Origin of the sequence: Arachnia propionica (assembly GCF_037055325.1) — a bacterium.
Classification (GTDB): domain Bacteria; phylum Actinomycetota; class Actinomycetes; order Propionibacteriales; family Propionibacteriaceae; genus Arachnia.
Genome location: NZ_CP146373.1, coordinates 35,803 through 48,184 on the forward strand (window position 1 = coordinate 35,803; position 12,382 = coordinate 48,184).

General features: G+C 58.6%; 7 protein-coding genes and 3 rRNA genes. 5 read left to right on the forward strand and 5 right to left on the reverse strand.

What is annotated here, in order from left to right; translation table 11 throughout:
* Positions 1-72: 72 nt before the first annotated feature.
* Positions 73-849 carry a HEAT repeat domain-containing protein gene (locus V7R84_RS00150; RefSeq protein WP_338570786.1) on the forward strand — a complete coding sequence of 259 codons (777 nt, stop codon included), beginning with the start codon at positions 73-75 and terminating at the stop codon, positions 847-849.
* 68 nt (positions 850-917) lie between these two features.
* Here the strand turns inward: V7R84_RS00150 and V7R84_RS00155 are convergent, their stop codons facing one another.
* The 5 genes from V7R84_RS00155 to V7R84_RS00175 form a co-directional block, all read right to left on the reverse strand.
* Positions 918-1,781: a metal ABC transporter permease gene (locus V7R84_RS00155; protein WP_338570788.1), complete on the reverse strand. Its 864-nt coding sequence runs from the start codon at positions 1,779-1,781 to the stop codon at positions 918-920.
* On the reverse strand, positions 1,778-2,683 hold the full coding sequence (locus V7R84_RS00160; RefSeq protein ID WP_338570791.1) for a metal ABC transporter permease: 906 nt from the start codon (positions 2,681-2,683) through the stop codon (positions 1,778-1,780). The genes V7R84_RS00155 and V7R84_RS00160 overlap by 4 nt, the downstream gene beginning before the upstream one ends.
* Entirely contained in the window at positions 2,680-3,396 is a 717-nt protein-coding gene (locus V7R84_RS00165; protein ID WP_338570793.1) for a metal ABC transporter ATP-binding protein, read from the reverse strand. The genes V7R84_RS00160 and V7R84_RS00165 overlap by 4 nt, the downstream gene beginning before the upstream one ends.
* On the reverse strand, positions 3,393-4,376 hold the full coding sequence (locus tag V7R84_RS00170; RefSeq protein WP_338570794.1) for a metal ABC transporter solute-binding protein, Zn/Mn family: 984 nt from the start codon (positions 4,374-4,376) through the stop codon (positions 3,393-3,395). The genes V7R84_RS00165 and V7R84_RS00170 overlap by 4 nt, the downstream gene beginning before the upstream one ends.
* 140 nt (positions 4,377-4,516) lie before the next feature.
* Positions 4,517-5,134: a PadR family transcriptional regulator gene (locus tag V7R84_RS00175; RefSeq protein ID WP_338570796.1), complete on the reverse strand. Its 618-nt coding sequence runs from the start codon at positions 5,132-5,134 to the stop codon at positions 4,517-4,519.
* A gap of 439 nt (positions 5,135-5,573) precedes the next feature.
* On the opposite strand from V7R84_RS00175, the gene V7R84_RS00180 reads away from it, so the two are divergent.
* From V7R84_RS00180 to rrf, 4 genes are all read left to right on the forward strand, one after another.
* A complete protein-coding gene (locus V7R84_RS00180) occupies positions 5,574-6,128 on the forward strand; it encodes a DUF4865 family protein (protein ID WP_338570798.1) in 555 nt (184 codons plus the stop codon).
* A 1,039-nt stretch (positions 6,129-7,167) separates the two neighbouring features.
* Positions 7,168-8,688 (forward strand): 16S ribosomal RNA (locus V7R84_RS00185).
* A gap of 271 nt (positions 8,689-8,959) precedes the next feature.
* A 23S ribosomal RNA gene (locus V7R84_RS00190) occupies positions 8,960-12,075 on the forward strand.
* Positions 12,076-12,169: 94 nt separating this feature from the next.
* Positions 12,170-12,286: ribosomal RNA gene (gene rrf / locus V7R84_RS00195) — 5S ribosomal RNA — on the forward strand.
* Together the 16S, 23S and 5S rRNA genes form the textbook arrangement of a ribosomal RNA operon.
* Positions 12,287-12,382 lie beyond the last annotated feature (96 nt).

The window sequence follows — 12,382 nt, forward strand, 5'->3', positions numbered from 1 at the left end:
TGGCCTTGTTCCTTTGTCGCGGCCAGGCCCAAACGGCTGTGGCGAATTCTTGTCCAACAGAAAGGACATGGGATGGGATCTTCGACAGGTGGACGACGTGACGACATCGATCCAGAACATCTGACCGCGCTGCAGGAAGGACGTGCTTCGGCGGGCACCCTCGCTGAAGCACTCGCCATCGACCATGGCGTTCTGCTGGCCAATGTCCTGCCGGAGGCCGGAGAAAAACTTCGTTCAGCCGTCGCGGATGCGCAGTCGCTGGGAATCCTCAAGCGTATGCAACGGATCGGGGCGGCGATTCGAGATTCTTACCCGGTCTTGGAACAGCTGGCTGACCTGGCCACACATCGATCGGACACTGTTCGTGGATGGGCCTGTTTCGCTGTGGCCAGTGATTCGGAGATCGGACCCGAGACACTACTGGAACGCATTCAACCCTTCGCTGACGATCCCCATTTCGCCGTCCGGGAATGGGCCTGGATGGCCGCTCGTCCCACGCTGGTAACTGATCTGAGCGCGAGCATCGCATTGCTCGTACCGTGGACCGCGTCAACGTCGGAACGGATCAGACGTTTCGCCAGCGAGGTTCTCCGTCCCCGCGGTGTGTGGGCCACACACATCAAAGAGCTGAAATCCGACCCAAAGCAGGGTTGTCCGATTCTGCATCCACTCCGGGCAGATCCGTCACGCTACGTCCAGGACTCGGTGGCCAATTGGATCAATGATGCTGCAAAAACCCGACCCGAATGGGCACGGGAACTCTGCTCATCCTGGTTGGCTGATGATCCGGCTCCCGAAACAGAGCGAATCGTGAAACGAGCCCTGAGGTCACTCACCACAACCGGTTGAGCCGGGCAGCCCGCTGACGCTCGCAACCCGGCTCAACCAGCTTCAAGGCACGGCACTTACGCGCTGATTCATCTGATGCGCTGAGTCCGGAATCTCCGCCTGTCCATCGTTACTGCGACCACCGCCAGGTAGATGATCCCGTAGAAGAACGCTAGCCCAGATGAGGTGGAGACGTCGAGGACGTAGGCGGTCCAGAATCCCACCACCGAATAGATGACGGCGACGCCGATGGTGATGATGTACATGCTGTGGATGCTGTGGGACAGCAGCTGCGCAATGGCTGCAGGGACGATCATCAGCGCCATCACCAGCACCGCGCCCGCCGCGTTGAAGGCGGCGGTGATTGTCACCGAGACCACCAGCATGGTCAGATGACCCAGACGCTTGACCGGGATGCCCATGGTCTGGGCCAGTTCCGGGTCGAAGGCGATCAGTTTGAGCCGGGTGTGCAGCACCGTCAGGTACGCGACGTTCAGGACCAGTACCCCCGCCATCACCCACAAGTACTGTGGGCCAAGCATGGTGCCGCCGATCTTCAACGGCAGGAAGGCGGCCAGGTTGAGGTCGCCGACAAGCACCGCCGATTCCGTGATCTGAACCCCGTTGAACCGGGTGCTGAGCAGCAGTACACCGATGCTGAACAGGGCCGGGAACACCAGTCCCTGGGGGCCATCTCCAGAGACCAGGCCCGTCGATTCGAGCAGTTCCGCCCCTAGCACCACGACGGTACCCATCACGGCTGCCCCGACGATGGACCACGGCGACTGGATGGTTCCGGTGGCCACGGCTGCGATGACGATGCCCGGCAGCACGGCGTGGCTGATGGCATCGGTCAGCATCGACTGCTTCCGCAACACCAGCCAGATCCCGGGCAGGGCGCAGGTGACGGCGGTGACGATGGTGAGGATCATCACCCACAACGCGAAGGTCATGCCGCAACCTCCTTACTGTGGAGGCGCCTCGCCCGGATCGTGAGCAGGAGGCTGCGTTTGGGGGCGAACAGGATCGAGATGAGGGCGATGACCGTGACCACCAGCACAATCACGGGTCCAGTGGGCACGCGACCGATGGAAACCGCCAGCCACGATCCAACGAGGGCGCTGAAGGCTCCGATCAGCCCCGATAGCAGCAGCATGCTGCCGACGCGTGTGGTCCATTGCCTGGCCGCGATCGGCGGGGCAATGGCCAGCGCCACCATGAGCACCAGCCCGACGGCCTTGAGCCCGATCACAATCGACAGCACCACCACCGCGTTCAACAGCAGCGACAGCAGCCGTGACGAGAATCCCAGTGTCGTCGCGTACTCCGGGTCGAAGCAGCTCAGCTTCAGCTCCTTGAACGCCAAGGCCGCCACCAGGAAGGTGGCGAGGGAAACGACGATGCTGGAGACGATGTCCTCGCTCGTCAGGTGGGAAGCGTTACCGAACAGGTACTCGGCTAGCCCGCCCTTGTTGGGGTAGGACCCGGCGAGGATGACCCGGTGCAGCACCATGCCTCCCCCGAAGAACAGCGCCAGCACGATCGCCATTGCCGCGTCCACCTTCGTCACTGAAACCTTGGGCAGCCAGTCGACCAGCTGCACCGCGACTAGGGAAACCACCGCGGAGCCGAGGATCAGCACCCAGTTGCTGCGACCGTCGATCCCAAAGGAGGCGGCGATGATGAAGGCCAGCATCACTCCCCCGATGGAGGAATGGGAGACGACATCCGCCAGAAGGGTGCGTTTCCGCAGGTATGCGAAGGTGCCGATGGCCCCGGTGGTGAACCCGATGATGACGGTGCCGAGCAGCATCATCCGGTAGGTGTGGTTCGTCAGCAGCTCGGCGGGGTTCATGTCGTCGCCAACCCGTAGGCCTGTTTCACCATCTCGTCGGTGAATACATCCTTCGTGGGGCCGAAACCCATCACGGTCCGGTTCAGCAGGCAGGTCCAGTCGCACAGCGTCGGAACGGTGGCCAGGTCGTGGTGGACGATGACGACGGTACGTCCCTCGTCGCGCAGCCCGTGCAGCACACGCGTGATGGTTTCCTGGCTGGCGGCGTCCACCCCGGCGAAGGGCTCATCGAGGAGCAGCAGGTCGGATTGCTGGGCCAGCAGCCGCGCCAGGAAGGTGCGTTGGCGCTCACCTCCGGAGAGCTGACTGATGGGCCGATGCGCCAGGTGAGGGATACCGACCCGCTTCAGTGCGGCGGTCGCCACGTCGCGCTCTTTCGTCCCGGGCCGACGGAACCATCCCAGGCCACCGTAGGTGCCCATGAGGACGACGTCGCTAACCGTGGTCGGGAAGTCCCAGTCGACGCTGCTGGCCTGCCGCATGTAGCCGACGCGGCGGCGCACCTTCTGCAACGGCTGTCCGAAGCAGGCGACGGTTCCCTTCGCGGGTTTCAGCAGCCCGACCACGGCCTTCAGCAGCGTCGACTTCCCTGCCCCGTTGGGCCCGATGACGCCCAGTACCACTCCCTGCGGGAGGTCGAGGGTGACCTCCCGCAGAACCAGCGAGTCGCGGTAGGCGAAACTCAGCCCGGATACGTTCAGGGCAGCGGTCATCGGCTCAATGCCTCGACGATGGTGGTGACGTTGTGCTTCAACACCCCGAGGTAGGAGTCGACGCCGGCCTCGCTGCCGAGGGAGTCGGCGTAGAGCTCCTGATCGGAAACCTCAACCTGCCAGCCCTTGGCGGCGACGGCCTCCTTGACGGACTGGATCGCCTGGGGGTTCTTGAGGTTGTCCTGGAAGATCACGGGCAGCTTGTGTGTCGCGATCAGATCGGCCAGCTCGGCGATGTCATCGGCGGACATGTCGGCCTCCGAGGTGACGAAGTCGGTGGCGTGGATTTCGATGCCGTAGGCACGCCCGAAGTAGTTGAAGGCGTCATGGCCCGTCACCAGCACCCGGCGCTCCTCGGGGATCTTCGCGGTCTCCTGCTTGGCCCAGGTGTCGGTTTCCTCAATCTGTTTCTTGTAGGCCTCTGCGTTCTTGTCGTAGTCGGCAGACTTGTCCGGGTTGATGCTCTTGAGGTGGTCGGCCATCAGGGTCACGACCTGCTGCCAGATCGTGGTGCTGTTCCAGATGTGCGGGTCGTGGAGGTCGTTGCCCTGCTCGTCCTTCTCCGGCCAGGGCAGCAGCTCGTTCTGGTCGATCTTGTCGCCGACGGCGATGTGTTTGGTACCCAGGGATTCGAGCTGGGTCAGCATCTTGGCTTCCAAGTGCACGCCGGAAGAGAAAACTGCGTCGGCGGACTGCATCTTCTCGATGTCCTGGGTGGTGGGTTCGTAGGTGTGGGGGTCGCCACCGGGCATGACCATCGTCGTGATCTCGGCGTCGGGATCGAGCACCTTGGCCGCGTCGGCCAGGTAACCGGTGGTTGCGAAGATCGTGAGCTTCTTCCCGCTGCCTGTGTTTCCGCCACCTGCGCTCTCTGACGCGGAGCTCTTGGAATTGTTGGAGCATCCTGCGACGAGGGCGACGGCGGGGACCGCAGAGAGCGCAGCGATGAGGGAGCGGCGGGTGAACGTGGTGGGTCGCATGGGTTTCCTTCTATACAGCAGTAAATCAGTTTGATTCAATATAGAACTTTGAGAAACCTAACATGGGACGGATTTTCAGTACTACTTGGGGGTACCTTCGTTCCCAGGTCCATGCCGCCGGCTTTCACGAACGAATCGATCTACCCCTCCTCCCCGGCGAGAATCAGATAGATGCGGCGGCGCACATCAGTGAGTTCCTTGGCCGCCTGCTGGCGTTGGGCTTCGGTTCCGGTGCGACCGACCTGACGCACAGCCTCGCCGAGCGAGTGCATGAGTTCTCGCAGTCGGGGGCCGTCCTCGGTCGCCAAGGGGTTGGGCCACTCGGCCTGGTGCTCCTGGACATGGAGCCGGCCTGCTTCCGTCAGGGAGACCTCTTTGCGGCCACCGCTGGTGTCGATGTGGACGAGGCCCTCGTCCTCGAGCTGGCTGAGCGTTGGGTAGATGGCGCCCGGGCTGGGTGACCACGCACCGTCGGTGCGCTCGGCGATGGTCTGCATCAGCTGATAGCCGTGCATCGATTCCTCGGCGAGCAGCAGGAGGACAGCGATTCGGACGGCGCCGCGGCGACGTGACTGGCGGTCGTGGCGGTGTCCACGATCATGCCCCTCGGGGCCTCCACGGGGGTGCCCACCGAACGGGCCGCGACGCCTGCCTCGTGGGCCATCCGTCGGGCCGGGCCCTTCCCGGAAGTCGTCGTGGTGGTGCTCGCGGTCTGGGTGATGCGGGAGACCGTGCGGGGTGTGATTGTGCTTGTTCATGACAGCATCCTTTCGTAGTAGATAACTCTACGATATATCGTGATCTTTCGAAACTCAAATCGTGAACGCCTTACCGCCCGCCACGCGCGGTAGCGGGGCACAAGCCGTGTGGCGCGGCTGTTCTGGTAGTTCTAGAGCTCCGTCGGGTGGTCATCGAGACCCTCGGTTGGGTCGCGAGTGCTCCCGCCAACACGACCAGCCCAGGGGTCGGAACCGGGGATTATTCACCCGGAATGGACCCCGGGTGGTTCGCCTCGATGATGGTTGCCATCGTTCAAGTGACTATGTACTCGCTCATGCTCAACAGGATCCTGTTGCCTTTGGTGCCATGGTTGTGGGAGGTAGTATCTCTGCGGCACCAGGTGGACTGAGGCGAGTTCATGGACATGATCCGGTCTCGGAATCGGCTTGGTGAACCTTCGATGGAGGAATGGCGCTGATGTACGCGATGCAGTATCGAATCACCTTGCCTGCCGACTACGACATGAGAATCATCCGTGAGAGGGTTCGCGTGAACGGTCATCTCATGGACGGATTCGTTGGACTCGAGTTCAAGGCCTACCTCATCCTTGATAGGACGAAGGGGGCGTTTCGAAACGCCTATGCTCCCTTTTATGTGTGGCGGGACACAAATGGCATGCGCAGTTTCTGCTGGGGTGAACCCGGCTACTCATCCATCGTGCGTGACTTTGGGCGTCACCCCATTCAGGACTGGACCGTGCATGGGCTTGTCCATGGGCCGGCCACCCATGCGAGTGCACGCAGCTTGTCCATCGAAACTGTCTCGCTACCGGTCGAGGTCGCTCCCTCCGAGTGCGTCGAGGAGTTCGCGGTCGGTTTCCTCCGGAGCTCAGATGATGACACCGTTGCACGAGTCGTCGCCGTCGATGTGACCTCGTGGAACCTTATTCGAGTCGAGCTGAGCGTCAAGGAGGCAGATCAGGTGTCCATGAACCGGACAACCTACGAGGTTCTTCATGTCTCTACGGGCTGACCGAGTCAACGTCTGCCGAGCGGAACAAACAGAACATTCCCTCATGTCTTCGTCGACGTTCGGGCATGGCCTATGCGGTTTGCTCCTGGTCCTGCCAGGATAGGGCTAGTTGCCTCATGTGTTTTCTTCGGTTCAGCCGGTGTTGGGTTGGGGCGTGTGGCGGGCTCGGCTTCTGGCTTGGGCGAGAGCTTCCTGCTAGCATCCGGTCGATCGTGGCCGCTGAGATCTGGACGAGCAGCTCGGTCTGGGTAGCGGTCACGGTGATCTCACTCTCAGTTCGCAGCAACGGCACCAACACGGGCATGAAGAGGGGCCAGGGTCTTGGCAGCCCGATCAGCACTGCGATACGCCAATGCCTTCTTTTTCTTTGTCTACAGCCCGCCGCTGGCTCATCGTCAGCTCATGCCCGATCATGCCTAGCCGGGGACTCCCACATGAGGCAGTGAACCCGTCCAGGCGAAGGTTTTAGATGAGTCAACTCGTAGGGTTGCGCATGCCTTAGGGAGTGTGTAGTGTTGTCTCTCGCCCCGAAAGCGCTGGGAAGCGACAGGCTGGGGCACTCCCCCGTCGACGAGCCCCGTGGCGAGTGTGTGGTCGCATGGATCCCACTCAAGGCCGCAGGGTTGGACGATGCGCCGAAAGACCAGGTCGGGACATCCGATTTGCAAAACCGGACGCGAGGGAGTAGCTTGGAGAAGCTGCCCTTCGGGGCAGTGACACCAGAAACGGTATAACTGAATGCAGGAACACGGAGTTTGACATTCGGTGGAAATGCAGTAAAGTTATCCGGGTTGCCAAACTTAATGGCTTCCGAAGTTTGAGAACTCAACAGCGTGCTTTAAGTCAATGCCATTTTTTGGGGATGGATCAGGGATTTTTTGTTCTTGGTTTGTTTCTTGTTTTTTCCTTTGATTGATGGCTCCTGTGGCATGCATGTTTGTGTGTGTTGTGGGGGTTTGTCGGTGATTGGGTTCTGTGTTGAATTTTTGGATGTGCCTGTGTCTGCATTGTTGTGTGGGTGTGGGTGTGTTTGATTTTTTCGATGGAGAGTTTGATCCTGGCTCAGGACGAACGCTGGCGGTGTGCTTAACACATGCAAGTCGAACGGTAAGGCCCTTTCGGGGGTACACGAGTGGCGAACGGGTGAGTAACACGTGAGTAACCTGCCCTCATCTCTGGGATAACAGTCGGAAACGGTTGCTAATACTGGATATGAGCTTGCAAGGCATCTTGTGGGTTGGAAAGATTTTTTGGTTGGGGATGGACTCGCGGCCTATCAGCTTGTTGGTGAGGTAGTGGCTCACCAAGGCTTCGACGGGTAGCCGGCCTGAGAGGGCGACCGGCCACATTGGGACTGAGATACGGCCCAAACTCCTACGGGAGGCAGCAGTGGGGAATATTGCACAATGGACGGAAGTCTGATGCAGCAACGCCGCGTGCGGGATGACGGCCTTCGGGTTGTAAACCGCTTTCAATTGTGACGAAGCTTTTTGTGACGGTAGCAGTAGAAGAAGCACCGGCTAACTACGTGCCAGCAGCCGCGGTGATACGTAGGGTGCGAGCGTTGTCCGGATTTATTGGGCGTAAAGAGCTTGTAGGTGGTTTGTCGCGTCGGGAGTGAAAACTCAGGGCTTAACTCTGAGCTTGCTTTCGATACGGGCTGACTTGAGGGAGGTAGGGGAGAATGGAATTCCTGGTGGAGCGGTGGAATGCGCAGATATCAGGAGGAACACCGGTGGCGAAGGCGGTTCTCTGGACCTTTCCTGACGCTGAGAAGCGAAAGCGTGGGGAGCGAACAGGCTTAGATACCCTGGTAGTCCACGCTGTAAACGGTGGGTACTAGGTGTGGGGGACATTCCACGTTCTCCGTGCCGTAGCTAACGCATTAAGTACCCCGCCTGGGGAGTACGGCCGCAAGGCTAAAACTCAAAGGAATTGACGGGGCCCCGCACAAGCGGCGGAGCATGCGGATTAATTCGATGCAACGCGAAGAACCTTACCTGGGTTTGACATATGCCGGAAGCGTTCAGAGATGGGCGTGCTTTTTTGGTCGGTTTACAGGTGGTGCATGGCTGTCGTCAGCTCGTGTCGTGAGATGTTGGGTTAAGTCCCGCAACGAGCGCAACCCTCGTCCAATGTTGCCAGCGGGTTATGCCGGGGACTCATTGGAGACCGCCGGGGTCAACTCGGAGGAAGGTGGGGATGACGTCAAGTCATCATGCCCCTTATGTCCAGGGCTTCACGCATGCTACAATGGCCGGTACAGTGAGCTGCGAGCCTGTGAGGGTGAGCGAATCTCTAAAAGCCGGTCTCAGTTCGGATTGGGGTCTGCAACTCGACCCCATGAAGTCGGAGTCGCTAGTAATCGCAGATCAGCAACGCTGCGGTGAATACGTTCCCGGGGCTTGTACACACCGCCCGTCAAGTCATGAAAGTCGGTAACACCCGAAGCCGGTGGCCTAACCCGTTTGGGAGGGAGCTGTCGAAGGTGGGACTGGTGATTAGGACTAAGTCGTAACAAGGTAGCCGTACCGGAAGGTGCGGCTGGATCACCTCCTTTCTAAGGAGCCAATTTTTTGTGTGTGGCTGGTTTGTTCCTGGATGTTTTTCTGGGGGCTGGTCATGTTTTTGGTTTCTGGGTGGAACGTTGGCTTGTACCATGTTTGTGGTGGCGCGCTGTTGGGTTTTGAGAGGTCGGTGGTCTTTGTGTGGCTGCGGTTTCTCTGTGGCTCCTAGGGGTCTCCCGGTTGTGTCGGGGGGTTTTTGGGGGTGTGTGTTTTGAGAACTTTATAGTGGACGCGAGCATCTTTGTAGATTTTGTTGTTGTTTTTTGGCAAGCTACTAAGTGCGATCGGTGGATGCCTTGGCACCAAGAGCCGATGAAGGACGTTGTAACCTGCGATAAGCCCAGGGGAGTTGGTAAACGAGCTGTGATCCTGGGATGTCCGAATGGGGAAACCTTGAATTTCCGGAGTTGTGTCCGGTGACCTCTGTCTGAATGTATAGGGCAGTTGGAGGGAACGCGGGGAAGTGAAACATCTCAGTACCCGTAGGAAGAGAAAACAATAGTGATTCCGTGAGTAGTGGCGAGCGAAAGCGGAGGAGGCTAAACCCGTGCCGTGTGATAGCTGACAGGTGTTGCGGTATGGGGGTTGTGGGGTGCGATGTGGTCTGGCTGTTGACGGGCCGGCGAGTTATAAATGATGGATGAAGTTGAACTGGTTGGAAAGCTGGAGCGTAGAGGGTGATACTCCCGTAGGCGTATGTCTGTCACTCGTTGTCGTTTTTCCCAAGTAGCACGGAACTCGTGGAATTTCGTGTGAATCTGGCAGGACCATCTGCTAAGCCTAAATACTCCTTGGTGACCGATAGTGTATTAGTACCGTGAGGGAATGGTGAAAAGTACCCCGGGAGGGGAGTGAAATAGTACCTGAAACCGATCGCATACAATCCGTCGGAGCTTAAAATTTTTTGTTTTGGGTGACGGCGTGCCTTTTGAAGAATGAGCCTGCGAGTTAGTGGTGCGTGGCGAGGTTAACCTGTGTGGGGTAGCCGTAGTGAAAGCGAGTCCTAATAGGGCGTTGTAGTCGCGTGCTCTAGACCCGAAGCGGGGTGATCTATCCATGGCCAGGGTGAAGCGAAGGTAAGACTTCGTGGAGGCCCGAACTCACTTGGGTTGAAAACCGAGGAGATGAGCTGTGGATAGGGGTGAAAGGCCAATCAAACTCCGTGATAGCTGGTTCTCCCCGAAATGCATTTAGGTGCAGCGTTGCGTGTTTCTTGCCGGAGGTAGAGCACTGGATGGTCTAGGGGGCCCACAAGCTTACCGAAATCAGCCAAACTCCGAATGCCGGTAAGTGAGAGCGTGGCAGTGAGACTGTGGGGGATAAGCTTCATAGTCGAGAGGGAAACAGCCCAGATCATCAGCTAAGGCCCCTAAGCGGTAACTAAGTGGAAAAGGATGTGGAGTTGCGTTGACAACCAGGAGGTTGGCTTGGAAGCAGCCATCCTTGAAAGAGTGCGTAATAGCTCACTGGTCAAGTGATTCTGCGCCGACAATTTAGCGGGGCTCAAGTTATCCGCCGAAGCTGTGGCATTCACATGTGTGACCGGAAGGTTGTGTGGATGGGTAGGGGAGCGTCGTGTGCGTGTTGAAGCGGTGGGGTGACCTGATCGTGGAGTGCATACGAGTGAGAATGCAGGCATGAGTAGCGAATGACGGGTGAGAAACCCGTCCGCCGATTATCCAAGGGTTCCAGGGTCAAGTTAATCTGCCCTGGGTTAGTCGGGACCTAAGGCGAGGCCGACAGGCGTAGTCGATGGACAACGGGTTGATATTCCCGTACCGGCGAAACAACGCCCGTGCTGAGGCGCGCGATGCTAAGCATGCGAGACTGTCTGTTGCCTTTCGGGGTGGCGGGTGGTTGAGTCTGTGACCCGAGTGTGTAGTAGGCAAGCTGCGGAGGGACGCAGGAAGGTAGCTCATCCTCACGCGTTGGTTGTTCTGAGGCTAAGTGTGTAGGGTGGGATGTAGGTAAATCCGCATTCCGTGATGCCTGAGACATGATGGGCCCGTACCTTTTGGTTCGGGTTGAGTGATCCTATGCTGCCTAGAAAAGCTTCGTTAGCGAGTTGTTAGCCGCCCGTACCCTAAACCGACACAGGTGGATAGGTAGAGTATACCGAGGCGATCGGGATAATCGTGGTGAAGGAACTCGGCAAAATACCCCCGTAACTTCGGGATAAGGGGGACCTGCGACGTGTTAGAACTTGCTTCGAGAGCGTCAAGGGTCGCAGAGACCAGGCCCAAGCGACTGTTTACTAAAAACACAGGTCCGTGCCAACTCGTAAGAGGACGTATACGGACTGACTCCTGCCCGGTGCTGGAAGGTTAAGGGGAACTGTCAGCCATTTTGTGTGGTGAAGCGGTGAACTTAAGCCCCAGTAAACGGCGGTGGTAACTATAACCATCCTAAGGTAGCGAAATTCCTTGTCGGGTAAGTTCCGACCTGCACGAATGGAGTAACGATTTGGGCGCTGTCTCCACCACGAACCCGGTGAAATTGCATTACGAGTAAAGATGCTCGTTACGCGCAGCAGGACGGAAAGACCCCGGGACCTTTACTATAGTTTGGTATTGGTGATCGGTGTGACTTGTGTAGGATAGGTGGGAGACTGTGAAGCCGGGACGCTAGTTTCGGTGGAGTCGTCGTTGAAATACCACTCTGGTCACTCTGGTTATCTAACCTAGGACCGTTATCCGGTTCAGGGACAGTGCCTGATGGGTAGTTTGACTGGGGCGGTCGCCTCCTAAAAGGTAACGGAGGCGCCCAAAGGTTCCCTCAGCCTGGTTGGCAATCAGGTAGCGAGTGTAAGTGCACAAGGGAGCTTGACTGCGAGACTGACGGGTCGAGCAGGGACGAAAGTCGGGACTAGTGATCTTCTGGTAGCGAATGGAAGCGCCAGGACTCAACGGATAAAAGGTACCCCGGGGATAACAGGCTGATCTTGCCCGAGCGTCCATAGCGACGGCATGGTTTGGCACCTCGATGTCGGCTCGTCGCATCCTGGGGCTGGAGTCGGTCCCAAGGGTTGGGCTGTTCGCCCATTAAAGCGGCACGCGAGCTGGGTTTAGAACGTCGTGAGACAGTTCGGTCCCTATCCGCTGCGCGCGTAGGAGTCTTGAGAAGGGCTGTCCTTAGTACGAGAGGACCGGGACGGACCAACCTCTGGTGTGCCAGTTGTTCCGCCAGGAGCACGGCTGGTTGGCTACGTTGGGAAGTGATAACCGCTGAAAGCATCTAAGCGGGAAGCACGCTTCAAGATGAGGACTCCCACACCATCAAGGTGGTAAGGCCCCCTGCAGACCACAGGGTCGATAGGTCGGACGTGGAAGCACAGTAATGTGTGAAGCTGACCGATACTAATAGGCCGAGGGCTTGCCACAACAACAACACCTACTCGCGTCCACTATGAGGTATCCCAAAACACACACAACACCACAACAAACAAAAACATATTCTTTTGTGTCACGGACTTGTTCCGGTGGCCATAGCGAGAGGGAAACACCCGGTCCCATCCCGAACCCGGAAGTTAAGCCTCCCAGCGCTGATGGTACTGCACACGCGAGTGTGTGGGAGAGTAAGACGCCGCCGGACACACAAACCCACAACTGCCCCCACACCCCAAACACGTGTGGGAGCACAACCACACCCCCACACGTGGTGAAAGTTGGGTTCCCCGGGGCCGCTTTG

Coding starts and splice junctions, on each gene's coding strand:
- V7R84_RS00165 (WP_338570793.1), bottom strand. CDS start 3,396: ATGACCGCTGCCCTGAACGTATCCGGGCTGAGTTTCGCCTACCGCGAC.
- V7R84_RS00160 (WP_338570791.1), bottom strand. CDS start 2,683: ATGAACCCCGCCGAGCTGCTGACGAACCACACCTACCGGATGATGCTG.
- V7R84_RS00150 (WP_338570786.1), top strand. CDS start 73: ATGGGATCTTCGACAGGTGGACGACGTGACGACATCGATCCAGAACAT.
- V7R84_RS00175 (WP_338570796.1), bottom strand. CDS start 5,134: ATGAACAAGCACAATCACACCCCGCACGGTCTCCCGCATCACCCAGAC.
- V7R84_RS00155 (WP_338570788.1), bottom strand. CDS start 1,781: ATGACCTTCGCGTTGTGGGTGATGATCCTCACCATCGTCACCGCCGTC.
- V7R84_RS00180 (WP_338570798.1), top strand. CDS start 5,574: ATGTACGCGATGCAGTATCGAATCACCTTGCCTGCCGACTACGACATG.
- V7R84_RS00170 (WP_338570794.1), bottom strand. CDS start 4,376: ATGCGACCCACCACGTTCACCCGCCGCTCCCTCATCGCTGCGCTCTCT.